The organism is uncultured Anaerovibrio sp., assembly GCF_947302755.1.
Taxonomy (GTDB): Bacteria; Bacillota; Negativicutes; order Selenomonadales; family Selenomonadaceae; genus Anaerovibrio.
Map to the genome: position 1 here is coordinate 14,340 of NZ_CAMYWM010000007.1, position 25,957 is coordinate 40,296.

24 protein-coding genes and 1 pseudogene are annotated in these 25,957 nt (G+C 47.6%); 24 read left to right on the forward strand and 1 reads right to left on the reverse strand.

Features of this window, described 5'->3' with window-relative positions:
- Positions 1 to 250: 250 nt before the first annotated feature.
- From uvrC to Q0Y54_RS01710, 24 genes and pseudogenes are all read left to right on the forward strand, one after another.
- Positions 251 to 2,062, forward strand: a complete 1,812-nt coding sequence (gene uvrC / locus Q0Y54_RS01595) for an excinuclease ABC subunit UvrC (protein ID WP_297963609.1) — start codon at positions 251 to 253, stop codon at positions 2,060 to 2,062.
- Between the two features lie 38 nt (positions 2,063 to 2,100).
- Entirely contained in the window at positions 2,101 to 2,955 is an 855-nt protein-coding gene (locus Q0Y54_RS01600; RefSeq protein ID WP_297963612.1) for a PHP domain-containing protein, read from the forward strand.
- Positions 2,956 to 3,320: 365 nt separating this feature from the next.
- Positions 3,321 to 5,528, forward strand: a complete 2,208-nt coding sequence (locus tag Q0Y54_RS01605) for a tetratricopeptide repeat protein (RefSeq protein WP_297963614.1) — start codon at positions 3,321 to 3,323, stop codon at positions 5,526 to 5,528.
- A gap of 184 nt (positions 5,529 to 5,712) precedes the next feature.
- Positions 5,713 to 6,666, forward strand: coding sequence for a malate dehydrogenase (locus Q0Y54_RS01610; RefSeq protein WP_297963616.1), 954 nt, complete (start codon positions 5,713 to 5,715; stop codon positions 6,664 to 6,666).
- 212 nt (positions 6,667 to 6,878) lie between these two features.
- Positions 6,879 to 7,142 carry a rubrerythrin gene (locus tag Q0Y54_RS01615; protein ID WP_297963618.1) on the forward strand — a complete coding sequence of 88 codons (264 nt, stop codon included), beginning with the start codon at positions 6,879 to 6,881 and terminating at the stop codon, positions 7,140 to 7,142.
- Positions 7,143 to 7,655 (forward strand): tRNA adenosine(34) deaminase TadA, encoded by a 513-nt coding sequence (gene tadA / locus Q0Y54_RS01620; protein WP_297963620.1) that lies wholly within the window; start codon positions 7,143 to 7,145, stop codon positions 7,653 to 7,655.
- A gap of 147 nt (positions 7,656 to 7,802) precedes the next feature.
- Positions 7,803 to 9,077: a dicarboxylate/amino acid:cation symporter gene (locus Q0Y54_RS01625; protein ID WP_297963622.1), complete on the forward strand. Its 1,275-nt coding sequence runs from the start codon at positions 7,803 to 7,805 to the stop codon at positions 9,075 to 9,077.
- 131 nt (positions 9,078 to 9,208) lie between these two features.
- Positions 9,209 to 10,339, forward strand: a complete 1,131-nt coding sequence (locus Q0Y54_RS01630; protein ID WP_297963624.1) for an HAD family hydrolase — start codon at positions 9,209 to 9,211, stop codon at positions 10,337 to 10,339.
- Positions 10,340 to 10,359: 20 nt separating this feature from the next.
- Complete coding sequence (locus Q0Y54_RS01635; protein ID WP_297963626.1) at positions 10,360 to 11,064, forward strand: tetratricopeptide repeat protein; 705 nt, start codon at positions 10,360 to 10,362, stop codon at positions 11,062 to 11,064.
- Positions 11,065 to 11,261: 197 nt separating this feature from the next.
- Positions 11,262 to 12,140 carry a 4-(cytidine 5'-diphospho)-2-C-methyl-D-erythritol kinase gene (gene ispE, locus Q0Y54_RS01640; protein ID WP_297963628.1) on the forward strand — a complete coding sequence of 293 codons (879 nt, stop codon included), beginning with the start codon at positions 11,262 to 11,264 and terminating at the stop codon, positions 12,138 to 12,140.
- Between the two features lie 2 nt (positions 12,141 to 12,142).
- Positions 12,143 to 12,829 carry a GntR family transcriptional regulator gene (locus tag Q0Y54_RS01645; protein WP_297963630.1) on the forward strand — a complete coding sequence of 229 codons (687 nt, stop codon included), beginning with the start codon at positions 12,143 to 12,145 and terminating at the stop codon, positions 12,827 to 12,829.
- Positions 12,830 to 12,850: 21 nt separating this feature from the next.
- On the forward strand, positions 12,851 to 14,218 hold the full coding sequence (gene glmU, locus Q0Y54_RS01650; RefSeq protein ID WP_297963632.1) for a bifunctional UDP-N-acetylglucosamine diphosphorylase/glucosamine-1-phosphate N-acetyltransferase GlmU: 1,368 nt from the start codon (positions 12,851 to 12,853) through the stop codon (positions 14,216 to 14,218).
- 107 nt (positions 14,219 to 14,325) lie between these two features.
- A complete protein-coding gene (locus tag Q0Y54_RS01655; protein WP_297963634.1) occupies positions 14,326 to 15,276 on the forward strand; it encodes a ribose-phosphate pyrophosphokinase in 951 nt (316 codons plus the stop codon).
- 68 nt (positions 15,277 to 15,344) lie between these two features.
- Positions 15,345 to 16,514 (forward strand): aminotransferase class I/II-fold pyridoxal phosphate-dependent enzyme, encoded by a 1,170-nt coding sequence (locus Q0Y54_RS01660; RefSeq protein WP_297963636.1) that lies wholly within the window; start codon positions 15,345 to 15,347, stop codon positions 16,512 to 16,514.
- 137 nt (positions 16,515 to 16,651) lie between these two features.
- The gene (locus tag Q0Y54_RS01665; RefSeq protein ID WP_297963638.1) at positions 16,652 to 18,157 is read left to right on the forward strand and encodes a Na+/H+ antiporter NhaC family protein; all 1,506 of its coding nucleotides are present in this window, start codon (positions 16,652 to 16,654) and stop codon (positions 18,155 to 18,157) included.
- Between the two features lie 133 nt (positions 18,158 to 18,290).
- Complete coding sequence (locus tag Q0Y54_RS01670; protein ID WP_297963640.1) at positions 18,291 to 18,698, forward strand: thioesterase family protein; 408 nt, start codon at positions 18,291 to 18,293, stop codon at positions 18,696 to 18,698.
- Between the two features lie 30 nt (positions 18,699 to 18,728).
- Entirely contained in the window at positions 18,729 to 19,289 is a 561-nt protein-coding gene (locus Q0Y54_RS01675; protein WP_297963642.1) for a hypothetical protein, read from the forward strand.
- A 14-nt stretch (positions 19,290 to 19,303) separates the two neighbouring features.
- On the forward strand, positions 19,304 to 19,972 hold the full coding sequence (locus Q0Y54_RS01680) for a F420-0:Gamma-glutamyl ligase (protein ID WP_297963644.1): 669 nt from the start codon (positions 19,304 to 19,306) through the stop codon (positions 19,970 to 19,972).
- A 58-nt stretch (positions 19,973 to 20,030) separates the two neighbouring features.
- A complete protein-coding gene (rph, locus tag Q0Y54_RS01685) occupies positions 20,031 to 20,774 on the forward strand; it encodes a ribonuclease PH (RefSeq protein ID WP_297963645.1) in 744 nt (247 codons plus the stop codon).
- 228 nt (positions 20,775 to 21,002) lie between these two features.
- Positions 21,003 to 21,845, forward strand: a complete 843-nt coding sequence (locus Q0Y54_RS01690) for a fumarate hydratase (protein WP_297963647.1) — start codon at positions 21,003 to 21,005, stop codon at positions 21,843 to 21,845.
- 17 nt (positions 21,846 to 21,862) lie between these two features.
- On the forward strand, positions 21,863 to 22,420 hold the full coding sequence (locus tag Q0Y54_RS01695) for a Fe-S-containing hydro-lyase (RefSeq protein WP_085022347.1): 558 nt from the start codon (positions 21,863 to 21,865) through the stop codon (positions 22,418 to 22,420).
- A 45-nt stretch (positions 22,421 to 22,465) separates the two neighbouring features.
- Positions 22,466 to 23,086, forward strand: a complete 621-nt coding sequence (locus Q0Y54_RS01700; RefSeq protein WP_297963650.1) for a succinate dehydrogenase — start codon at positions 22,466 to 22,468, stop codon at positions 23,084 to 23,086.
- Between the two features lie 52 nt (positions 23,087 to 23,138).
- Positions 23,139 to 24,941 (forward strand): succinate dehydrogenase flavoprotein subunit, encoded by a 1,803-nt coding sequence (gene sdhA / locus Q0Y54_RS01705; protein ID WP_297963652.1) that lies wholly within the window; start codon positions 23,139 to 23,141, stop codon positions 24,939 to 24,941.
- 17 nt (positions 24,942 to 24,958) lie between these two features.
- Positions 24,959 to 25,234 (forward strand): annotated as a pseudogene (locus Q0Y54_RS01710) (2Fe-2S iron-sulfur cluster-binding protein); the annotation flags it as partial.
- Positions 25,235 to 25,484: 250 nt separating this feature from the next.
- On the opposite strand, the gene Q0Y54_RS01715 reads toward Q0Y54_RS01710, so the two are convergent.
- Positions 25,485 to 25,957, reverse strand: a 473-nt coding sequence (locus Q0Y54_RS01715; RefSeq protein WP_297963654.1) for a hypothetical protein, incomplete at its 5' end; no start/stop codon positions are given.

The following is a 25,957-nucleotide window of genomic DNA, read 5'->3' on the forward strand; positions in this document are numbered from 1 at the left end:
GTAAATCATGTCAGGGGCAAATTGGCTGAAGCATTAGGGCATGGAACGTTAAGAAACTATTTTTTGTTATCCTGCATTAGTGGAAAAAATCATCTGTTTGAGCGACGCGAAGCTAGTCCTGTAAGGGCGAAGCGAGTTATGATTTTTTTCGCTATTTGATATAGACAAAACAATAGTTTTAGTTCCATGTCCCGAGCTGAGGCCCACTGCTCCTGACCTAATAGATAATATTACTTTTGGAGGTGACAGAATGAACAACACAATAGAGGAAAAGCTGGTCCTTCTGCCACATTCTCCCGGTGTCTATATAATGAAGGACGCCAAGGGCAAAATAATCTACGTGGGGAAGGCCATCAGCCTGAAAAACCGCGTTACCCAGTATTTCCGCCACAACAGCAGTCATTCTGTCAAGGTTAAGGCCATGGTGGCCCACATAGAGGATTTTGAAACCATTCTCACCGGCTCCGAGGTGGAGGCCCTGATTTTGGAGTGCAATCTTATAAAGAAGCACCGTCCCAAGTACAATATCAGCCTTAAGGATGACAAGAATTATCCATATTTAAAGGTCACCACCAACGAGGTTTTTCCCCGCGTTCATATAACCAGACGGGTGGCAAGGGACGGCGCCAGGTATTTTGGGCCTTACACCGATGCTACAGCCTTGCATGAAAGTCTGCGGCTGTTAAAAAAGCTGTTCCCCCTGCGGAGCTGCCGCCGCATGGATTCGGACCGTCCATGTCTGGAGCACCATATTAAACGGTGTCTGGCTCCCTGTGCGGGAAAAATATCCCCAGAGGAATACAAGCTCATGATAGATGAGGTTTTACTGTTCCTGGAGGGACGCACGGAGCAGGTAGAATACAACCTGAAGCATAGGATGAATGAGGCAGCTGACAAGCTGGAATTTGAACGGGCAGCCCGCCTGCGGGATCAGCTGTTGGCCGTACAGAAGATTTCCGAAAAGCAGCGGATTATTACCGGTGTGGGGGATCAGGATGCCATTGGCATGGCCCGGTCCGGTTTAGGCGTTTGCATGCAGATTTTTTACGTCCGCAGTGGTAAAATGGTAGGCAGGGATTATTTCCTGCTGGATGGCAGTGAGGAAGAAACCGATGAAGCGTTGCTCATAGCCTTTTTGAAGCAGTATTATAATCAGGCCACCTTTATTCCCAGGGAAATTTTGCTTCCTATGGAAATAGAGGAGCAGGAGCTGCTGGAGCAGTGGCTGGGTGAGCAGACCAAATACAAGGTGTCCATTAATGTGCCCAAGCGGGGTACCAAGCGGGATATTGTGGAAATGGCCATTGGCAATGCGGAAAAGGCTTTGGCTGATGAAAGCGCCCGCCTGAAGCAGGCCAATGCCCAGACTGTGGGGGCTGTGCAGGAGCTGGGTAAATACCTTGGCCTGGTAAATCCCCCAACCCGTATGGAATGCTTTGATATTTCCCACACCCAGGGCTCGGAAACCGTGGCCTCCATGGTGGTATTTGAGGATGGGGTGCCGAAAAAATCCGATTATCGCCGGTTTAAAATTCGCAGTGCAGAGGGCAAGCCGGATGATTTCAAATCCATGCGGGAGGTCACCATGCGCCGTTATGGCAAGGCCGATGCGGAAATGCCGGATTTGATTATCATTGACGGCGGCAAGGGACAGCTCAGCTCTGCCTGTGAAATAATCCGGGGAGCCGGTCATCTGACTGTCCCTGTGGTGGGACTGGCCAAACGCTTTGAGGAGGTTTACCGGGAAGGGGAATCTGATCCGGTGATACTGCCACGCAGCAGTCAGGCCCTGTATCTTATTCAGCGTATCCGTGATGAGGCCCATCGCTTTGCCATAACCTATCACCGCAAGCTGCGCAATAAACGTAATCTGGTTTCCGTGCTTGATAATGTGGAGGGCATTGGCCCTAAACGGCGCAAGCTTCTGATGGACCATTTTGGCACCATAGAAAAGATAAAGCAGGCCTCCGTGGAGGAAATGGCTGGCCTTGATGGCATGAATACCCCATCAGCAGAAGCCGTGTATAATTTCTTTAAGGCCCGGGAAATACTGAAGGGCTAGAATAAAGCCAGGAAAAGGTTTTGTAAAGGATTGATTTTATGATAGATTTACATGTTCATTCCACCGTTTCAGACGGTACCTACACCCCAAGGGATACAGTAGATTTGGCCAAGGAGAAGGGACTGGAGGCAGTGACCCTCACCGACCACGAATCCATTGCAGGAAATGGGGAAGCGGCAGATGAAGCCAAAAAGCTGGGGATTAATTTCATAAACGGCATGGAAATGACCGTGGCCTATGAGGACCACAAGCTGCACATTGTGTGCCTAGGCTTTGACGAGGCCAATCCTGATTTTAAACAGCTTTATGCCAAGATTCGCCATAACAAGGAAAGGAATATGGACCAGGTGGTGGAATATATTCAGCGTAAGGGTTTGGATATCACCATGGACAAGGTAAAAAAGCATGCTTCCGTTCATTTGGACCGTTATGCCATTATGCGTACTCTTGTGGCCATGAATCTCCCATGCAAGATTCAGACATTGTGGGATGAATATCTAAATCCGGGCCTTAAGGAAGCAGGTGTATATGGAGATATTTCCGCCGAAGAAGCCCTGCCGGTTATAAAGAAGGCCGGAGGCGTAACCTCCTTGGCCCATTATCATAAGGATATTGGCATGAAGGGCTGGTCCTGGGAGAAGAAGGAGAAAGCCCTGAAGGAGCTTATGTCCTTTGGCCTTGACGGCATGGAGCGGTATTATCCCAATTATTCTGAGGAAGATAGTGAGTTCGCTGGCCGGATGATAGAGAAGTACAATATGCTGGCCACCGGCGGCACCGACTTCCACGGAGCCAATCGCAGGGGCATAGAGCTGGGCACCGGCCGGGAGGGCAATATGAATGTGCCATTTGAATTTTATGAAAAGATAATGGTTCGCATAGGGCGTAAATAAAATACTAAGTTAATAAAATGCGCAAAAAGTAAAAACTGCGGTTGAGATGAGTGATCATTTCAACCGCAGTTTTGATAAAATTTAGCCGCTGGATTCCAGAAAATGGATGAAGGTGGCTATTTGAGTTTTTCCTCCCTAACTCTATAAAATAACAAGTTATGGAGGAAAAACCAATTGAATATTGATTTTCCAATCTTATGGTAAAAGAGAAATAGAGTATCGTGAAAAATAATTAGAATAAAATGAGAAAGGGATTATACCTCCATTAAACAAGGGCGGCTTTATTGCGTGGGGTGGACGATGGTGCTATAATCGTAGACGGCTTGTGGGGTTGCAGGCCAAAATAACATCATGGAGGAATGGTTATGAAATTACGAAAGGTATTGGCAATTTTTTGGATGATATTGCTGATGCTGACGGCAACATCCTACGCGGAGAATACGGAAAATCCGATTATAGCTGACACACAAAACGGTTATTTACGCATGGATGTTCCTTATGTCAAAGAGGTTAAGTTCTACGGGCGCAGTTATATTCGATGTGCCTTTTCTACCCACGAAGAGCAGTATTTGCCTTATGGAATACCTGTGGTAAATGAAATTGGTAAGGACTATGTTTTGTTCGATCCAATTGATGATACGGTAACATATTTCCGTAATCCTATTCACATTGAGAACGTGACAATGTGTAAATACCGCTTTGTAAAAATTTCCGGTAATACACTTACGGTATACAACACAGTAAAAAGCATGTTCCCGGATCTGTGCAATAAGGTGATTGCGGCCAATCGGTCCTTCGACGCTGCATATGGCGATGCTTTTAACCAGGCAGAAAGGGCTGTAGATGAAAAGGATTGGGACAAGGCATACAAGTTTTTAAAGAAGCTCTACGATGACGGCTGCCATGATCATGCTATTATTCGTGATCTGGGCAAGGCATGCTGGGAATTGGGGAATTATGATGAAGCCCTGGAGTGGGACACCAAGCGTATTGAAGTTACGCCTAATGCAGCAACATATAATAATAGGGCATGGCATAATTACTTATTGGGAAATTATGAACAGGCCCTTGATGATGCCAACTGGGCAGTAATGAAGGATAAGGAAGATGACAATTATCTTGATACAAGAGGCTCTATTTATTACGCATTGGGCCAATATGATAAGGCCATGGCGGATTTTAATAAGAGCTTGGAAATAAATGACAAGTCGGCTCATACCTATTATTATCGGTCTTTGTGCAATCAGGCATTGGGCCGGATGAGTGAGGCGGACTCTGACTACGGGAAGGCTGAGAAATACGATCCTAATATCATAGACGATATTGGTAAATTCCAACATGAACGTTTGAAGCACGCCAACGCCAAGCAGCAGCGTCATCAGGGCAAGATGAATAAGTACAAGGATGACTTAAAGAAGCTGAATGATGCTATATACGTTACCAATAATTCTTCCCAGTTCCCTGCCAGAACCGTATGGGAGAATGATGGGGTTATTATATCGGTTATTGGTAACATAAAGCAAAACGAAAATGATGATTTTTATAAGGAAGTAGTACCACAGGAGGTACGGACCAAGTATGAGGGCGGCGTATATCAGCAGCAGTATGAACAGCTGGGTCCAGAGGTTAACGCAGCTGCTCCTATGCCTGGTACCGGCAACGGTCCGCAGCTGGCTTCTGACGGTGCTATTGCCGCTGCACCAAGCACCCTGCCAACTAACAGCTCTGAGGAAATTTATGACTTGAATAGTACTGTCCTGAAATATTACTCAGAGGGACAGCGGTATATCCTTTCCTATGAAGACCCAATTAAGACCTACAATTACCTGAAGGCTAATTATGGCCCAACTACTGTGGATTTCGTTGACCGTCCACATGGTAGATATCTGTTTAAACAGGATTATGGTTATATTTGGGGTGACTTCTCCTTCGATTACGATTATGATACCCATGAATATCTCATTTATGATGGTGCCGGCTTAAAGCAGGCAGTTCGTTATGATGATGGGAATGAGGCTGTTATAGTAAGGGATTTTGTTAATAGTCAGGAAAGTGGCGTATATGAGTACAGTCAGCCATTGGCTGCTTATGTTCTGTATCCACAGAATTACACCATTAAGCCACACATTTTAACCTTGGTACGTAACACTATTTTCAATGGTGACAGTGAAATCGGTGCCCAGTACGAGGTGCAGGATGGCCGTGGGGTAATATATGAGGTAGCGCTGTATCCTGAAAAGGAAGCAGAAGCCCGTCCAAACCTGCCTGCTATGTGGTATAAGATGACCAATGAAGATAATCCAAGCGTGTGGACTGCATTTACTTATGATCAGGCCACAAATGTGTTTACCATGTATGCTAATGACGGAACAACAATAATGAATTATGCCAAACGGTGGTTTACTGATGCAAATCATATCGAAAACCATTTGACTGATACTCCGTTGAATGGCGCAATGGATGGCGTATATGAGCGTACCAGCTCCGGCGAGTACTACAGTGGTTATAGCAGTATTTTCACCTATGTAACTGATGGTTTGTTTAACTTCATGCATTATGTAAAGAAATTCTAAAAAGTATTCCGGGGTGTGGCTTTCTGCCACACTCCTTTTTTGTAAAGGCTGGTCATAGAAGTCTTTTTTGCTTATTGTTATTCATTGATTAATTCATAAGTATTTGTTATAATATTATTAGTTTAAAAGTTCGGATTGTGACCATACGCAATCTGTGGTAAATAAAAGGAGGAATTTAATTATTATGAAAGTTACAGTTGTAGGTGCAGGTAACGTAGGCGCTACCGCAGCAAATGTTATTGCAAGTGCCGGTTATGCCAGTGAAGTAGTACTTCTCGATATTAAAGAGGGCGTTTCCGAAGGTAAGGCTATGGATATGATGCAGACCGCTCAGATCCTTAACTTCAACACTACTATCACCGGTGTTACCAACGATTACTCTGCTACTGCAGGATCCAAGGTTGTTGTTATTACTTCCGGTATTCCTCGTAAGCCTGGTATGAGCCGTGAGGACCTTATCGGCACTAACGCCAAGATCGTAGGCAGTGTTATTGAGCAGGCTGTTAAGTATTCCCCAGATGCAATCTTCATTGTTATCTCCAACCCAATGGATGCAATGACTTATCTTGCATTTAAGAATTCCGGCCTTCCTAAGAACAAGGTTATCGGCATGGGCGGTATGCTGGACAGCTCCCGCTTCCGTTATTTCCTGTCCTGCGCATTGAAGAAGAAGGGTTATCCTGCAACTCCTACCGACATCGAGGGTATGGTTATCGGTGGTCATAGCGACAAGACCATGGTTCCACTGGGATCCATCGCAACTTACAAGGGTATTCCTGTAACTCACTTCCTCAGCGATGCTGAGCTTGAGGATGCTATTGCACAGACCAAGGTTGGCGGTGCTACCCTGACTGGTCTTCTGGGCACTTCTGCTTGGTATGCTCCAGGTGCTGCTGCTGGTGAGCTGGTTAAGTCCATCATCACTGATGGCAAGAAGCTCATTCCTTGCTGCGTATACCTGGAGGGTGAGTATGGTGAGGACGATCTCTGCATCGGTGTTCCAGTAATTCTGGGCGAGAACGGTATTGAGAAGATTGTTGAGCTGAAGCTTGAGGGCAAGGAGAAGGAGCGCTTCGCTGAGTCCGTACAGGCAGCCCGCAATACTCAGAACAACCTGGGGGATGCACTGAAGAAGTAATTTACTTCTGAAAAATGTAATTTAGTATGTACATGAAAGGTCTGCAGTTATTTGTGGGCCTTTTTTGTACTTTATGAGGGCACCCATGGCAATTTCCGGGGAATAGGTTAATTTAACGTCAAAATCTATCGATATATTTGTCAAGAAGATATAGTTAATTATTTTTGGGGGTTATGGTTCATGTATTGAGAATGTAAAGTGAGGTGATCATCATGTTGGAGAAGGTTGAGCGGGTAGCAAGAGTAAAGGGTGTTGACTGTGACGTGAACAGTCCTTTCCTGCGGAAAAACAGCGGTGATGATCAGTACAATGGTAGATCTCCATTCCATAAGATGCTGAACGAGAAGCTGCGGCAGCAGCAGGAGGAGGCTAAGGTTACAGAAGCCTATGTGCTGGATTGTCAGCAGGTTACCCAGTCCCTGTTCTATCAGGGGGGCATTGATTTACGTTTTTTTACAGCCGGTAAGGAGGCATAAATGGTATTAGATGACGAACAGTATATGAATATTGCCCTGGCAGAGGCTGAAAAGGCCTATCAGCTCGGGGAAGTTCCTATAGGTGCCGTCCTTGTGGCCAAGGACGGCACTGTTGTTTCTGTGGGCCATAATCTTCGGGAGACGGCCAAGGATGCCACTGCCCATGCGGAGATAGAGGCTATTCGATCCGCCAATCAAAAATTGGACAGGTGGCGTCTTTCCGGTACCACCCTTTATGTAACAATTGAACCATGCCCCATGTGTGCCGGGGCAATTGTAAACAGCCGCATTGATCGGGTGGTATACGGTGGGACTGATTTGAAGGCCGGTGCCGTTCATTCGATTTTCAACGTGTTGACCAACAGCAATCTGAATCATCAGACAGAGGTGCGGGCCGGAGTGCTGGAGGACAGGTGTTGCAATATCATGAAGGATTTTTTTAAGATGTGCCGGGCACAAAACAAGAAAAGAAAATCCAATAATGGTGACAGTGGTTCAGAATTACAACAATAAACTTGTTTACTGGAAAAATAGTGATAAAATGTAAAGTAATGATGAATATTCATTGACAATGAAGTACATATTGGTTATCATATAAAACATATAAGTATTACCGACTATAATGGTCGGAATAAGTGTGTGTGAAAGAAGGGGAAGGATATGTCGAAGGAAAATGATGTACAGCAGAAGGCCCAGGAAGCCATAAGGCAAACTGATCAAAAGGGTCAGCTTAAACAGATGGTATTGTGGTTTGCCGCCCTGATTGCAGGTGGTATCCTGGGCTGGCTCAATATACCTGTACTCAATGATTTGTTTAGTTTTGTGGCTACGGTATTTACCCGGCTGTTCCAGTTTGTGGCAGTGCCCACCATTGCCCTGGCGGTGATTACCACCTTGGCCACCTTGGGTACCAAGAAGGAGACGGGCCGTATATTTGGTCATGCAGTGGTATATACCATGCTGACCACTATTGCGGCGGCGGCTGTGGGCTTGGCCCTGTATATTTTCATAGCACCGGAAAATCTGCCGGCAGATGTTATTGGGGCCGGGGTTGCTGAGGTACCGGATAAGTTGGGCAAGCTGTCCTATTATGATCATTTTTTGTCCGTTATTCCGAATAATCTGCTTCAGCCCTTTTTGGCCGGGAATGTGCTGTCTATTCTGCTGATTGCCTTTGCTGTGGGTCTTGGTTTGGCCCATATGCCAAAGACCGACAATGTGCAGGCCCTTCTGAAGGTGATAAATGGTCTTCAGGAGCTGCTCTTTACCCTGATAAGGGGTATCGTATATGTACTGCCAATTGGTATCGTGGCCTTTGCCGGTCAGCTGGCGGCTCAGATTGAGGCAGGGGTTATTGTGGGTTCCCTGGGCAAGTACGTGGCTGTGGTTATGGGTGGAAATGTGCTGCAGTTCTTCATTGTTTTGCCAATTTTCCTGATTTTAAGGGGATTAAATCCTGTTACCGTGTTCAAAAAAATGTCTCCGGCCCTGGCCGTAGCCCTGTTTACCAAAAGCTCCGCGGCTACCCTGCCGGTTACCATGGCTTCAGCTGAGGATAATCTGAAGGTGAACAGGAAGGTTTCCCGATTTGTTCTGCCAATTTGTACCACGATTAATATGAATGGCTGTGCGGCCTTTATTTTGGTCACCTCCCTGTTTGTAATGCAGAATGCCGGCTTTGAGCTGTCCATGGGAACCATGATTACGTGGCTATTCGTGGCTGTCTTTGCGGCGGTGGGCAATGCCGGTGTACCCATGGGCTGTTATTTCCTTACCCTGTCCCTGATGTCTTCCATGGGAGCACCTTTAGGAATCATGGGGGTTATCCTCCCGATTTATACGATTATTGATATGATAGAAACGGCGGAAAATGTTTGGTCAGATTCCTGCGTTTGTGCCATGACCAATAATGATTTGAAGGATTCCCTGGATTAAAATTAATATTTGCCCTTTACGGCTGCCGATTGAAATAGCTCAATTGGCAGCTTTTTGTATGCAGAGGTCCGTTGAGCTATTGACTTTTATTGGTGCTCCTACCATAATTATCAGGTAGGAGTTGGTAAATTATGTTTGATTATTTCCTGGAAAACAGGCTTGTGCTTTACGGCATGATTGCCGGTATTTTTATAATAGTCAATCTGCTGGCCTATTTGCTGTTGAAGCTTGTACTGCCATGGCAGGCCATGCGAACCTTAAAAAAATATAAATTACATGTCAAAAATCGTCATAAGCTGCCCCTGCTCAATCTTACGGGCCAGCTGGTAATGGGCCTGTCCGGGGCTGTTACCAAGGGGGTGCCCTTTGTATATGATATTATTCCGGCGGGAATTGCTCCCTCCAAGCTGATGACCTTTGCCGCCTCTGCTGAAGCGGGAATTGACCATCCATTGGCCGGGGCCATTGCTGAATGGGCGGAGGAGAAGCAATTGGAGCCCTGGGCGGCATCGGCCAACAACGCAGTGCCCGGTAAGGGGGTAGAGGCCCTTATAAATCATCAGGAGGTTCGGGTGGGTACTGCCGGCTTCCTGCAGGAACACGGGGTGAAAATTCCGGCAGAAATCCTTACCAGGGCTGATCAATTGGCCGGTAAGGGGAATGTGGTAGCCTTCGTGAGTATCAGCGGCTTTTGCCGTGGCTTTATCGTGTTTGGTGACTACCTGCGCCCCACGGTGCCTGGGGCCGTTAAGCTGCTGAATGACTATGGTATATCAACAACCATAATCACAAGTGCCGCAGGCAGTACGGCCCGTAACCTTGGGCGGCAGGCGGGAATAAGCAATGTTTATTCTGAGCTGAACGCCATGGAGAAGGCCAAGAAAATTACTATTATGAAAACCACCGCTTCCCTGATAGGGGCGGTGGCCACCACATATAATTCCCATGTTCTGGCCCAGTCAGCCGACATCAGCTTTGCCCTCAGCATCAGTGATGAGGCCATAAAGGAGCAATGTGATGTTTATGTGGATAGTGTGGACTTTGGTAATATAATGAGCGGGGTGGATATTGCCCGCTATACCTATAGCAAGCGGAAAACCGGCATTCTGGTTACGGTGCTGTTTAACCTGGTGCTGGGAGCAATTACCAGCTATATTGTGGCCGAGGCGGCCCTGCCGTTTTTTGCCCCGGTTATGCCTGTCCTGGCCGGGGTGTTGTTCCTCATTGGCTTACTGGCCAATCAGGTCACCTATAATTATTGATTATGAAGGAGCTAAAAATTATGGATAAAGAAGAGTTTTCTTATTTGGTAGATACTGTCCTTGATAACGCTGCCCGTCCCCCTAGGGATTTATTTGCCAACGGGTATGATGACTGGCATTGTCGGGCCCGCCTGGGGCATTTTCTGGCCATGCCGGAATTTAACAATACGGACAAGGCCAAGGAACTGTTCCTGTCGGTGCTGGAGGTGGAGCCGGATGAGGAAAACAGCCAGGATGTGGAGGAAAAGGCCTATGCCCTCCAGCATTTAAGTCAGCTGGAAAAAAAGGAAAAGGATTACCGAAATGCACTTGAGCATATTAATCGGGCAATCGAGCTGGCCGAGTCCTATGATTATCTCTATAAATATATTCTGCGGGGAGAGCTGTGGGCGGACCGCTGGAATATCATGCATCTCATGAAGCAGACTGAGGATGCGGAAGCAGAGGTGGATGAACGCATTGAGGTTTTCAAGGATATCCCTATAGAGCATAACAGCTATCTGTATTATGGGTACCGCTTCAAGGCCCAGCTGGCTGCCGAGCGGGGAGTTCCCCTTGTGGCCAAGGATTATATGCATATGGCTTTGCATAATATGGAGATTAATGAGCAGCACAAAAAAAGGCTGGATCAGGCCTTTGCCGCTACCCACGATAATATTTCCTGGATTTTGTCGGAAATTGACAAGGCTACCCCTAATCCTGACAATTTGCATTGGGATATCTAATTACATATGAAAGTGAGGGGACTGCTGCACGAAAGCCTATCATCACAACATCTGGTATCCCATGACCTTTGGGAGGCTGGATATTGCTGTGAATCAGCTTAATGCAGCAGTTCTTTTTATTTGTTGAAGGGAAATATAAAAATGTGTTAGAATCAATTGGATAATTCATAATGTATTTTTTTAAGGGAGTGGGAACAGTGAGTTCCGATAAAATCGAAATTTTGGCCAATGCAAAAATAAATCTTACCCTGGATATATTGGGTAAGCGGGAGGATGGCTACCATGAGGTGGCTATGGTCATGCAGGAGGTAAGCCTCCACGATACCCTGTATTTGGAAAGGCTTGACGCGGGAATTGAGCTGGAGATTATGGGGTCGGAGCTGGCACCGGACAAGTCCAATCTGTGCTACCGGGCGGCGGAGCTGATAATTGAGGAATGCGGCCTGACAGAGGGAGTAAGGATTAAGCTTCAGAAGCGGATTCCCCTTGCCGCAGGCTTGGCAGGAGGCTCCGCGGATGCAGCTGCTGTATTGAAGGGCATGAATCAGCTGTACCAGCTTAAGCTGTCGGAGGAAAAGCTATGCCAGCTGGGGGCGCGTCTCGGTTCAGACATTCCTTTTTGTATAATGGGCGGCACCATGCTGTCCACCGGCCGGGGGGAGCTCTTGGAGCGTCTGCCGGATTTCCCTGAGGTGGATATAGTCCTGGCAAAGCCTAAGGTGGGGGTGTCCACTGCCTGGGCCTATAATACCTACGATGCCGGCTATGAGGGCCCTCACCCTGATAACAAGGCCATGATACAGGCCATTGGCCAGGGGGATATAGCGGCTGCAAGTAAATTGTTGTGTAATGTGTTGGAACGTGTTACTATAAATGAGCATGCCATTATTGACCAATATAAGAATAAAATGCTGGAGGCAGGAGCCTTGGCAAGTATGATGTCAGGCAGTGGTCCTACGGTGTTTGGTATTGCCCCCAATGAAGCGGTGGCGGATAGGATGGCGGCAGCAATCAGGCATTTTGATAGTGAGGCGGCTGTGTTTACCGCAAAAACTGTTGGCAGAAATAGAGGTTAATTATGGATACTAAATTATCACCCATTAAATTGGATAGCTATCAGCCTCTTCGTGAGGTGGTTTGTGAGACCCTCAGGGATGCCATTCGTAAGGGAAAGCTTAAGCCAGGTGAACGGCTTATGGAAATCCAGTTGGCAGAGGATTTGGGCGTCAGCCGCACTCCGGTACGTGAAGCAATACGCAAGCTGGAGCTGGAGGGCTACGTCATTATGATGCCGCGCCGGGGCACCTATGTGGCCAATTTGTCCATACGGGATGTAAATGAGGTATTTGAAATCCGTACCTCCCTTGATTCCCTGGCCAGCGGGCTGGCAGCCGAGCGGATTACCGATGAGGAGCTGGAACGGCTTCAGCGGCTGCTGGTGGCTATTGGTGGCTATATCGAAGAAAATGATATGGATAAAATCGTGGAATGCGATATGGAATTTCACGATCTGCTGTATCAGGCCAGCCGCAATTCCCGGTTGGTGGGGATAATTTTCAATCTGCGGGAGCAGCTCACCAGATTTCGCTCCACCTCCATGTCCTTTCCAGGCCGCCTGAAGGCTACCTTGGAGGAGCATCGCCGTATTGTGGAGGCCATTGCCCAGGGGGATGTGGCCGAGGCCCGGGCGGCTGCCGAGTATCACATGGAAAAGTCTGAGCAGACCCTGTTGGAGAGTATGGAAGCCATGAAGGCTAAAAAATAATTATTTTGGAGGCAAATTTTAATGCTGGATTTAGTAACAGTAATTTTAGCGGCAGGCAAGGGAACGAGAATGAAGTCCAAGCTGCCCAAGGTTTTACATAAGGTAGCAGGCAAGTCTATGCTGCAGCACGTTTTGGATGCAGCCACCAAGGCTGGCTCCAGACGCAATGTGGTGGTTGTAGGCTTCGGTGGGGAAACCGTAAAGGAAGCCATTGGCGACCAGGCCGAGTTCGTGGTACAGGCGGAGCAGCTGGGTACCGGCCATGCTGTGCAGCAGGCCGCCCCATTGTTGGCCAAGGAAAAGGGGACGGTTATGGTGCTCTGTGGCGATACGCCGCTGGTAACCGATGACCTTATTTGCAAGCTCTATGAGGGCCACAAGGCGGCCGGTGCCAAGGCTACGGTGCTTACGGCCATTATGCCGGATGCCACCGGCTATGGCCGGATTATCCGCACTCCTGAAGGGAATGTGGCCCGTATTGTGGAGCAGAAGGATGCCACCGAGGAAGAACGTCAGGTGAAAGAGGTTAATTCCGGCATTTACTGCTTTGAGTGCCAGGATTTGTTTGCGGCTCTGGAGAAGGTGGGCTGTGACAATGCCCAGGGCGAGTATTATCTCCCGGATGTATTGGGAATTCTCCGTGAACAGGGGGAGAAAATCTGGGCTGTGGCGGCCGATGATTATGAGTCCACCCTGGGGATTAATTCCCGGGTTCAGCTGGCCGGGGCAGAGAAAATTCTGCGCCACCGCAAAAATGTTGAGCTGATGGATAATGGTGTAACCCTTATGGATCCGGACAGTACCTTTGTGGATGCTGATGTGGAGGTAGGACCGGATACGGTTATTTACCCATTTACCTGGCTGGAGGGCCAGACCAGGATAGGCGCCAATTGTGAAATCGGACCAAATTGCCGTTTCTCCAATGTTACCATTGGGGACGGGGTAAAGGGACAGTTTGCCTATGGTCATGATTGCGTTGTGGATGATGGGGTGGATTTCGGCCCTTATGTTCATCTGCGTCCGAATACCCATATTGGCAGGGAGGTTCATATCGGTAACTTCGTTGAAGTGAAGAATTCCAATATCGGTGAGGGTACCAAGCTTCCTCACCTTCAGTATATTGGTGATGCTGATGTGGGAAGCCATGTTAATTGCGGCTGCGGTACGGTTACCGTCAATTATGATGGCAAGGAGAAGCATCGTACCGTTATTGGTGACAATGCCTTTGTGGGCTGCCAGACAGCCCTGGTAGCACCTGTAACCGTAGGCGATGGGGCATATATTGGAGCCGGCTCCACGATTACCAAGGATATCCCCGCCTCTGATTTGGCTATTGCCCGGGCACATCAAAAAAATATTTCCGGGTGGGCCGATAAACGAAAAAATTAAAGTAGATATTTCAGTGGTTTACTGATAATATATATACGGAAAATTTTACATAGGAATTTTCCACAAGAAGTAATTTGTTCTATTAAAGTTTGGAGGCTTTAAAAAAAATGTCACAATCTGCAAAGAGTAACATGCGTCTTTTAGCTGGTAATGCGAATCCGGCCCTGGCACAGGAAATTGCCGATCATCTCGGTATCAGCCTTATCGAGGCCCAGGTAGGCCATTTTAACAATGGTGAAATCCAGGTAATGATCAGTGAAAGCATTCGCGGCAAGGATATCTTTATTATCCAGCCTACCAGCCAGCCGGTTAATGAGAATCTTATGGAGCTTCTCATTATGACTGATGCTTGTAAGCGTGCCTCTGCTCATAGTGTCACCGCCGTAGTTCCTTATTATGCCTATGCCCGTCAGGATCGGAAGACCCGGGGCCGTGAGCCGATTTCCGCCAAGCTGGTGGCTAATCTCATGCAGTCCGCCGGACTAAATCGGGTGGTTACCGTTGACCTTCATGCCGGTCAGATTCAGGGCTTCTTTGATATTCCTGTGGACCATTTGGCAGCTGCTCCGGCCATGGCAGAGTATTTCAAGGAGCTGAAGCTGGAGGATGTAATAGTGGTTTCTCCGGATTTAGGCGGTGTTACCCGTGCCCGCAAAATGGCTGACCTGTTGGATGTAGGCATTGCCATTGTCGAGAAGCGCCGTCCACGTCCTGGCTGTGCCGAGGTTATGAATCTCATTGGTGATGTTAAGGGTAAGACCTGTATCATGATAGATGATATGGTAGATACGGCCGGCTCCCTGTGCGAAGGTGCCAAGGCCCTGAAAAAGTTGGGGGCCAAGGAGGTTTATGCCTGCTGCACCCATGGTATTTTGACGGACCCTGCTGTTCAGCGCATAAATGACTCTGTTATTAAGCAGCTTGTTATTACCAATACTATTCCATTGGCACCGGAAAAGCGTTCCAATAAGATTGTGAGCATTTCTCTGGCACCGATGTTGGCTGAATTCATTGATTGTATTTACAACAATGGCTCTGTAAGTAAGCTCTTCAAATAATTTTCAAATAAGACAAGGGGCGAATCTTGGTTCGCCCCTTTAGCTTTAGTAGGATTTTGAGGTGAACAATGATGGAATTTGCAAAGAGAATGGACCAGTTTGGGGAAGGGGTATTTTCGCGGTTGGCGGAAATGCGCAAGGAACGGGTGGCTGCCGGCAGGGAGGTAATTGACCTCAGTATTGGTGCCCCCAATATTCCCCCGGCCAGGCGTATTATGGAAACCATGGCCAAGGCCGTAATGGATCCTGCCAATTATGTATATGCCATTTCTGACAGAAGGGCTATGCTGGAGGCTGTGGCCCGGTGGTATCAGCGTCGCTACAATGTAACTCTGGATCCTGATACGGAAATATGCTCCCTGTTGGGCTCCCAGGATGGTCTGGCCCATATTGCCCTGTCTATTTTGGACCCGGGGGATATTATGCTGGTTCCTGACCCCTGCTATCCAATTTTTGCTGATGGGCCGCGGATTGCCGGGGCCGAGCTTTATTACATGCCTCAAAAAAAGGAGCACAATTACGTTATACAGCTTCAGGATATACCGGAGGATGTGGCGAAAAGGGCGAAGCTTATGCTGGTTTCCTATCCCAATAATCCGACGGCAGCCATGGCACCAATTGACTTCTACAGGGAGCTTATCGACTTTGCCCAAAAATATGACATTATTGTTTTGCATGATAATGCCTATAGCGAGCTGGTCTTTGATGGCCGTCAGTGGGGAAGCTTTCTGGAGCTGCCGGGGGCCAAGGAGGTTGGGGTGGAATTCAATTCTCTGTCCAAGACCTACGGCCTGGCCGGGGCCCGTATCGGCTATTGCCTGGGTAATGCCAGGGTCGTTGGCATGTTAAAGACCCTGAAATCAAACATGGATTACGGCATGTTTTTGCCTATTCAGGCGGCGGCCATTGAAGCTATTTCCGGTGACCAGTCCATTGTGGCGGAGACCAGGGCGGCCTATGAGCGTCGCCGTGACGTCCTCTGTGACGGCCTTATTGCTGCCGGCTGGCAGATGGATAAGCCGCCGGGAACCATGTTCGTATGGGCGCCAATTCCGGACCGGTATGAAAGCTCGGAGACCTTTGTCAGGGATTTGCTGGATAAAACCGGGGTACTGGTAACGCCGGGCAGTGCCTTTGGCCCATCGGGAGAGGGCTTTGTCCGTATGGCTCTGGTTCAGTCGGAGGAGGATATGCAGCGGGCTGTGGAGGCCGTAAAGCAATCGGGAATTTTCGCATAAGGCGGTAATTTTATTTTTCTATGCGCCAAAAGTTATATTAAACCCTTTAAGTATATAGATTAAGTTGAGAAAAAAACTATTTTGTATTAAAATAAGTAGGTATTCATTCTCAATATATTAAGAAGGTAGGAAAAAACATGGTAGAATCTATATGGTCCATATTGCCACCTATAATAACAATTGTGTTGGCATTGGCAACAAAGGAAGTGTATATGTCATTGCTTATCGGTATTTTTTCCGGGGCATTGCTGTATACCAATTTTAACGTCATCGAAGCCGTAATGACTATGTTCACTGTCCTGGCTGACAAGGTGGGCGGAAACGTCAACATTTTGGTGTTCCTGGTCATTCTGGGAATTATTGTGGCGGCAATTACCCGCTCCGGGGCCACCCGGGCCTATGGCGAATGGGCGGCGGAGAATATCAAGGGACGGCGCAGCGCCATGTTCCTTACGGCTATTTTGGGGATTGTTATCTTCATTGATGATTATTTCAATTGCCTTACAGTAGGTACGGTAATGCGGCCAATTACCGATAAGTTTAAGATTTCCCGGGCTAAGCTGGCCTATATTATTGATGCCACTGCGGCACCAATTTGTATTTTGGCCCCAGTATCCAGCTGGGCAGCTGCCGTGGGCTCTTCTTTGCCGGAGGGCAGTGAAATTGATGGCTTTGCTCTGTTTTTGCAGACCATACCATTTAATCTTTATGCCCTTTTAACCATGGCCTTTATGGTGTTTATTATCATTTCCCAACGGGATGTATTCTCCATGGCGGCTTATGTCAAGAAAAATCAGGAGAATTTCATCGTGCCAAAGGAATACCGGGACAGCGAGCAGGAGGGACCTATCGGCAATGGGCGGATTATCGACCTTATTTTGCCATTGCTGGTTCTTATTGTGGCCTGTGTGTACGGTATGCTGTACACCGGCGGTATAAATGAGGGCAAGTCCATTGCGGAGGCCTTTGCGGATTGCGATGCTTCCCAGGGCCTGGTATTTGGCTCCTTTACCTCATTTGTGTTTACGGCTCTTTTGTATCTTCCCCGTGGGGTTATTTCCTTTAAGTCCTTTTGTGAAACCTTTGTACAGGGCTTCAAGGCCATGACGCCGGCCAATCTGATTTTGTGCTTTGCCTGGACTCTGTCCGGTATTTGCAGCGATAAGTATCTTAATCTTGGAGGCTATGTGGGTATGCTGGTAAGTGCCCATACCGATGTAATAATGTTCCTGCCGGTTATTTTCTTTGTGGTAGCAATTATTCTGGCCTTTGCCACCGGCACCTCCTGGGGTACCTTCGGTATTCTTATACCGATTGCTGTGGCGGTTATTGGGCCCAATGACGCCAATTTGCTGGCTATAACCGTGGCAGCCATTTTGTCCGGTGCCGTAGGCGGCGACCATGCATCACCAATTTCCGATACAACGATTTTGGCATCGGCTGGTGCCCAGTGCAGTCATCTTGACCATGTAAGCACCCAGATTCCCTATGTGCTGATTGTGGCCAGTGCCAGCTTTGTGGGCTATGTTGTTGACGGCTATACCATGAACGGCTGGGCAGGCTTGGCCACGGCGGCAGCTATTTTGGCTGTGGTAATGGCTGTCATCTGTGCCAAGGTTAAGCCTGTTGATGTTGACCATTAATTTTAAAAAATTATATTACTACAACACCTGTGCATTTTTGTGCAGGTGTTTTATTTTCATCTTGACATTCACGTTGTATAGATTTATCCTTAATAGGTTGTAGCAGATTGAATAATAATGAGGAGATGATGTTGTGGTACATACTGTTCGCCACAAGGTTAACTTTTATGACACAGATGCTATGGCTGTGGTTCATCATTCAAACTATATCCGATGGTTTGAAATTGGCCGTGTGGAATTTCTTCGTGAAGCGGGCATTACCCTTAATCAGCTGATGGATGACGGATTTGTTTTTCCCATTACCGAGGTTAGTGCCAAATATGTCAATTCAGCGAAATTTGATGATGAATTGATTATCGAGACCACACCGGAGGCTCTCACCAAGGCAAAAATGGCCTTTACCTACCGTATCCTGCGGGCATCAGATGATACCCTGCTGGTAACCGGCAGAACCCAAAATGTGTTCACTTCGATGGAAACTGGTAAGATTACCCGTCTGCCGGATACTTACTATAACAAATTAAAGGCAATGCTTGATTGAGCAAGGCATTGGCATTTGGAGGTATAACTTATGGAAACCGTTTTATTGTGTATTGTAGTTATCATAGTTGCTCTCGTAGTTTTGATGAAGCTGTATATTTGGCATTTAGGTCTGGAAAATCTGGTTGCCAAAACGGACAGCCGCAGTCCCTTCGTAGTTGATGAACAGACGGATACCAGTCTGACCCTCAGCACCAATGTGGAGTTTGAAAATTTTGGGAAGCAGTGCGCTACATTAGTGGATTGCTTTGTTCGTCCCCATCTTCCCTTTGAGCAATATGATGGACTTGATCTTAGAGGGCATGCAGAGCTGTTGTCGGCTCCCCGTGAGGATGATTATTTCGAGGCGTACCTCGTTCAGGGAAAGGGCTGCAAGGACAATTTGGATCATGCCGTTATTAAGGCTCAGATTAAGCTTACAGCCCGCAAGGGTATGACCATCAAGGAGGCCATATCAAAAATGCCTGACTTTAACTTCCAGATTATTTGGCTCCAGGCCGGACGTCGGGTCATTCGTTATCGTCAGGTCCGCATTGATGTTCCGGCAGAGGAAGTTGCGAAGCTGGCCGGTACTGAATTGGTGGACGCATAAGGAGGATGGTTGCGATGAGTAGTGATGTTAAGGTTGAGTTAATTCCGATCCCTACCAGAATTCTTACGGAAAGGGATAATATCGTTGATGTAGTGGAGCGTTATACTAAGGACAAGATTGGTCCAAATGATGTTATTTCCGTTGCAGAGAGCGTAGTGGCTATTACCCAGGGCCGGGCTGTGCGTCCTGAGGATTTGCATATAACCAGGGCAGCCCGTTTCTGCTGCCTCTTTATTCCGGACTTCGGTTCCCTGGCCAGTCCCCACGGTATGCAGTCCCTGATGGATGTGGAGGGAAAATGGCGTGTGGCCGGGGCCTTGTTCTTGGGCTTTTTGGGCAAGCTGGTAGGGCTTAATGGCCTGTTCTATAAGTGGGGCGGCGAGCAGACGGCACTTATTGATGATGTTACAGGTACCATGCCTCCATATGATAAGCACATTGTTTACGGCCCAAAGGATCCTGACAAGGTGGTTGAACAGCTTAAGGAGCGTCTGGGCTGCTTTGGCGGTCTGATTGCGGATGTAAATGATTTGAAGCGTTCCCGTGTAGTAGGACAGTCCAAGGGCCTGAATGGCTTAATGGCGGCTAACCTGCTTATTGATAATCCATTTGGTAATGCTTCCCAGAAGACGCCAATTGTTATAATCAAGAATTATAAGCAATATCAGGAGCAAAACAGCTAAGAATTATATAGCCCGTCGCCCGTTAAGGTGGCGGGTATTTTTTTCCAAGGAGGAACACATGGACAGAAAAGATGGACGCAGCTATGAACAGCTGCGCAGATGCACAATTAACAGGGGCTTTCAGATACATCCGGCGGGTTCTGTGCTTATAGAAATGGGGTATACAAAGGTTATTTGTGCGGCCACCATTGAGGACCGGGTACCCAATTTTTTAAAGGGCAGCGGTGAGGGGTGGCTGACGGCGGAATACTCCCTTTTGCCAAGTGCCACCAATACCCGTACTGCCAGGGAAGCGGCCCGGGGCAGGCAGACTGGTCGTACCCAGGAAATACAGCGCCTGATCGGACGAAGTCTGCGGTCGGTAATGGATTTGAAGGCCCTGGGGGAGAGAACCGTTACCATTGACTGTGATGTAATCCAGGCTGATGGGGGCACCCGTACCGCCTCCATTACCGGAGCCTTTATTGCTCTGGTGGAGGCCTGCGCTACCATATACGATGGCAGCAAGCCATTTCCTGTAAGGGATTTTTTGGCGGCTATCAGCGTGGGAATAACCTGCAACGGTGATCCGGTATTGGATTTGAATTATGAGGAGGATTCCACCTGTATTGTGGACATGAACGTGGTTCGCACAGGTATGGGGCAATTTGTGGAGCTTCAGGGAACAGGAGAGGGGCGGCCCTTCAGCCGGGAGGAAATGGACAGGCTGTTAGCTTTGGCAGAAAAGGGAACGGATGAGCTTATTTCTTATGAAAAGGATATTTTGGGCAATGATTTGGTGTGGAAGGTTGGCCGTGAATAAAAAAGTTTTAAAAAAATTTTTTCTGTAATAATTGCTAATGATAAGCTGTATGTTGCATAAACACTGATTATCACTGAATTATCAGGCAACTGACCAAAAATTACGAATAGCATTCATATTTTTTCTGCCAAACCCTTGTGGTTATTGGCTTGAAAGCATATTAAAATTATGATAATATGAGAAATGTATGCGAGTGTAATTTTTTTATTATATTAGGGAGGGTTTAATTTGCGTACGATCAATGTTGAACAGATCACAGCAGAAGTAGCGCAGATGTGTAAGGAAGCTGCCTACTACTTACCTCAGGACGTGTATGAAGCTCTTAAGAAGGGCCGTGAGACTGAAGAGTCTCCAGTTGGTCAGGTGGTTCTTGACCAGATCATCCGCAATTCTGAGATTGCCAAGGCTGAGGATCGTCCTATCTGCCAGGATACTGGTATGACCATTATATTCCTTGAGGTGGGGCAGGATCTTCATATTGAAGGCGGCGATCTTACAGAAGCTATTAATGCCGGCGTTGCTAAGGGCTACACTGAGGGCTATCTCCGTAAGTCGGTTGTTGCTGAGCCTTTATTTGACCGTAAGAATACTCAGAACAACACTCCGGCTATTATTTATACCAAGATTGTTCCAGGAAATCAGCTTAAGATTGAGCTGACCTGCAAGGGCTTCGGCTCTGAGAACAAGGGCGGCATCAAGATGCTGGTTCCTGCTGATGGTGTAGAGGGAGTTAAGAAGGCCGTTCTGGATATTATCCAGCATGCAAGCTGCAACCCATGCCCACCAATGGTGGTTGGTGTTGGTATCGGTGGTACCATGGATCAGGCTGCTTATCTTTCCAAGCGTGCTCTTATGCGTAAGATTACCGATCGTAATCCTCATCCGGATTATGCTGCACTGGAGAATGAGCTCCTTGGCCTTATCAACAAGACTGGTATCGGTCCTCAGCTGGGTGGTACTACTTCCGCATTGGCTGTAAATATCGAGTGGGGTCCTACCCATATTGCCGGCCTGCCTGTAGCAGTTACCATCTGCTGCCATGCTTGTCGTCATTCCCATCGCGTTCTTTAATATAGGAGGTTTAGATAATGGCTGAGACAATTCGTATAACTACTCCTCTTAAAGAAGAGGATTCACGCAAGCTTCGTGCTGGCGACAGCGTGCTTATTACCGGTACTATCTACAGTGCCCGTGATGCTGCACACAAGGTTATGACTGAGGCTCTGGCCCGTGGCGAGAAATTGCCAATCGACTGGAACAATCAGATCGTTTACTATCTTGGACCTACCCCTGCCAAGCCAGGTGATCCAATCGGCTCCTGTGGTCCTACCACTGCCGGTCGTATGGATGCTTATACCCCTACCATGCTGGAACAGGGTATCAAGGGGATGATCGGTAAGGGCTCCCGTGCTCCTGAGGTCGTAGAGTCCATGAAGAAGAACGGTGTTACTTACTTTGCTGCTGTTGGCGGTGCCGCTGCCCTCATTGCAAAGTCTGTTAAGAAGTACACTGTTATCGCTTATCCTGAGCTGGGCCCAGAGGCTTTGGCTGCCCTTGAGGTTGTGGATTTCCCTGCCATCGTGGTTATCGATTCCGAGGGTAATGACTATTACGAGATTGGTCAGAAACCATATCGTAAGTTATGATATTAAATACTTTCCTGTGTGAAAGAAAATTTTAGGAGGTCAAGAATGATTAACGTATCTTTTTATCTTCGTCGACTGCATTCCCTGTGCGGACTTGTATTGCTCGGCGGTGTGCTGATTGAGCATTTGCTCACAAATGCATCAGCAATTGGCGGTCCTGAGGTGTTCAACAACGGCTTGGCAATGATGGAGCAGATTCCTCAGCCAATTTTCCTTGGCATTGAGATCTGTCTCTACGCTGTACCTATCCTCTTCCATGGTATCTACGGCGTATACATTGCTATGCAGGCTAAGAACAATCCTAGCGAGTATGGTTATTCCCGTAACTGGAAATTCGCTCTTCAGAGATGGACTGCTTGGTATCTCGTAGTATTCCTCATCTGGCATGTTGGTTACCTTCGTATTTACACTAAGGGCATCATGGGTGAGCATATCAGCTATGCTTTGGTTCAGTCCACTTTGGCCAACCCGGTTGTATTTGTTCTGTATGCTCTTGGTATGTTTGCTGCAATCTTCCATTTCTGCAATGGTATCACTACCTTCTGCATGACCTGGGGTATCACCAAGGGACCTCGTTCCCAGTGTGTTGTTGACAAGGGTGCTATGGGTCTGTGTGCTCTCATGTGCCTCTTCACTTTGGCATTCATGTCTTCTTACTTCATGTAATATAGTAAGAGTGTCGTAGTAGTAAAGATTTATTAATAAGGAGAGAACCTACGTGGCTAAAAATAAGATTATTGTAGTAGGTGGCGGCTTATCAGGTTTGATGGCTACCCTTAAAATTTGTGAAGCTGGCGGCGAAGTAGATTTATTCTCTTACTGCCCAGTAAAGCGTTCTCACTCCCTCTGTGCACAGGGTGGTATTAATGCCTGCATGGATACCAAGGGTGAGCACGATTCCATCTATGAGCATTTTGATGACACCGTATATGGTGGTGACTTCCTGGCTGACCAGTTGGCTGTAAAGGGCATGGTTGAGGCAGCTCCAAAGCTCATTAAGATGTTCGATCGTATGGGTGTACCTTTCACCCGTACTCCAGAGGGCGTTCTTGACCTCCGTAACTTCGGTGGTCAGAAGAATAAGCGTACCTGCTTTGCCGGTTCTACCACTGGCCAGCAGCTCCTCTATGCTCTTGACGAGCAGGTTCGTCGTTGGGAAGTTAAGGGCGGCGTAAACAAGTACGAGTTCTGGGAATTCGTAAAGATTTTCAAGGATAAGAACGGTGTTTGCCGTGGTATCATTGCCCAGAGCATGAACTCCATGGAAATCAAGGCCTTCAAGGCTGATGTTGTTATCCTGGCAACCGGTGGCCCTGGTCAGGTCTTTGGCCGTTGCACCGCTTCCACTATTTGTAATGGTTCTGCAGTTTCTGCAGTTTATCAGCAGGGTGCAAAGATTGCCAACCCTGAGTTCATTCAGATTCACCCAACTGCAATCCCTGGCTCCGACAAGAACCGTCTGATGTCCGAGGCTTGCCGCGGTGAGGGTGGTCGTGTATGGGTTTACAGAGATGGTAAGCCTTGGTACTTCCTGGAGGATATGTATCCTGCTTATGGTAACCTGGTACCTCGTGACGTAGCATCCCGTGCTATTTTCAAGGTTTGCGTTCACATGGATCTTGGTATCAACCATGACCGTCGTGTATACCTTGACCTGTCCCACATTCCTGCAGATTATCTGGAGCGCAAGCTGGGCGGTATCATCGAAATTTACACTGAGTTCGTTGGTAAGGACCCTCGTAAGGTTCCAATGGAGATTTTCCCTTCCGTTCACTATTCCATGGGCGGTATCTATGTAGATAGAAAGCATTTCACCAACATTCCTGGCCTTATGGCTTCCGGTGAGTGCGACCATCAGTATCACGGTGCAAACCGTCTTGGTGCCAACTCCCTGCTGTCCGCAGCATACTCCGGTACCGTTTCCGGTCCAGAGGCTATGAAGTGGGCCAAGGAGAATGTATCCAAGCTGTGCGAGATCACCGATGCTGAGATTGAGGCTGCACGTAAGCAGGTTCAGGATGAGTATGACAAGATCCGTCAGATGAATGGTCCTGAGAATGCTCATAGACTCCATCAGGAAATGGGCGAAATCATGTATGAGTATGTATCCATCGAGCGTGATAACAACGGTCTGGATATCTGCCTTGGCAAGCTGAAGGAAATCCTGAAGCGCTGGGAGAACATCGGCGTAACTGACCATGGCAACTGGGCAAACCAGGAGGCTATGTTCGTACGTCAGCTCCGTAACATGATTATCTACGCTATGGCTATCACCAAGTCTGCTCGTTCCCGTGATGAGTCCCGTGGTGCACATGCAAAGATTATGCTGGATGAAAACGGCAAGCGCATTGAGAAAAATGGCGAGTTGCAGTTCTATCCTCGTAACGATGAGAAGTTCATGTTTACATCCGTTGTAAGCTTTGATGCAGCAACTGAGGAGCCAGTTGTAACTTATGAGGAGTTTGAGCATTCCCTCATTAAGGCACGTCCTCGTAACTACGCTGTTGCAAAGAAAGAGTAATAGGGGGATAAAATAGAATGGCAGAACAGAAGAAAACAGTTAAGTTTATTATTGAGCGTCAGGACAGCCCTACCAGCAAGCCTTACACTCAGGAGTTCGAGATTCCATATCGTCCTGCTCTGAATGTAGTAGCTTCCCTGATGGAAATTCAGAAGAACCCTGTAACTACTGATGGCAAGAAGGTTGCTCCGGTAGTTTGGGAGTGCAACTGCCTGGAGAAGGTTTGCGGTGCCTGTATGATGGTTATCAATGGCCGTGCCCGTCAGGCTTGCTGCACATTGATTGATGATTTGGAGCAGCTTCTCGCGCTGACCGAGCGTGATAATGTATTTCTTTTCGGTTCTTTCAAAAACGGTCTGAATTTTCATTTCGTCAGCCCCTTTCCGTTTGTCTGGCAACATCATAGCCCGTTAACCTTAAAAAAGGCTTAAAAATTTTTAAATTTTTTAAAATTGTTTTGCGATACGAAAAATCGCAGCGCCGTTCTGGCGCTGCGATAGTTTCATGATTTGTTATTCGCTTAATATGCTGCTGTAACCGGGATTAATCTTCTTCGTAGTAGTCTTCGTCATAATCGCCGCCGTCGTCGCTGCTTTCTTTCTGATCCTCGCCGCCGGTTTTCTTGCTCGTCTGAGAAGAATGGCTGCTCTGCTCGCCGTCCTCGTTATCGTGTTCTTCATTCTGCTCTTCGTTCTGCTCCTCGTTCTGTTCGCCCTCTTCGTTGCTGCTGGACTGCTTGTCAGAAGAAGAACCGGAGGTGCTGCCGCCATTGAAGCCTGTGATAACCGTATTCATGTTCACGGTGCTGCCCGTTTTAACAAAGAAATAGCTGGTGGAGGAACCCGAAACGGTGGTACCGACAATCCAGCACTGCGCGCCTGTGTTATCAAAGCCGGGAATCGCGGAAACAACAGAGCTGTTTGCATCGGCATGCTTGAGCGCTTCTTCTCCTGCCTCCTGCTCCGTCATACCCGCATAAACAAAGGTCTCGGACTGACCGACAAGCTTGCTGGTAT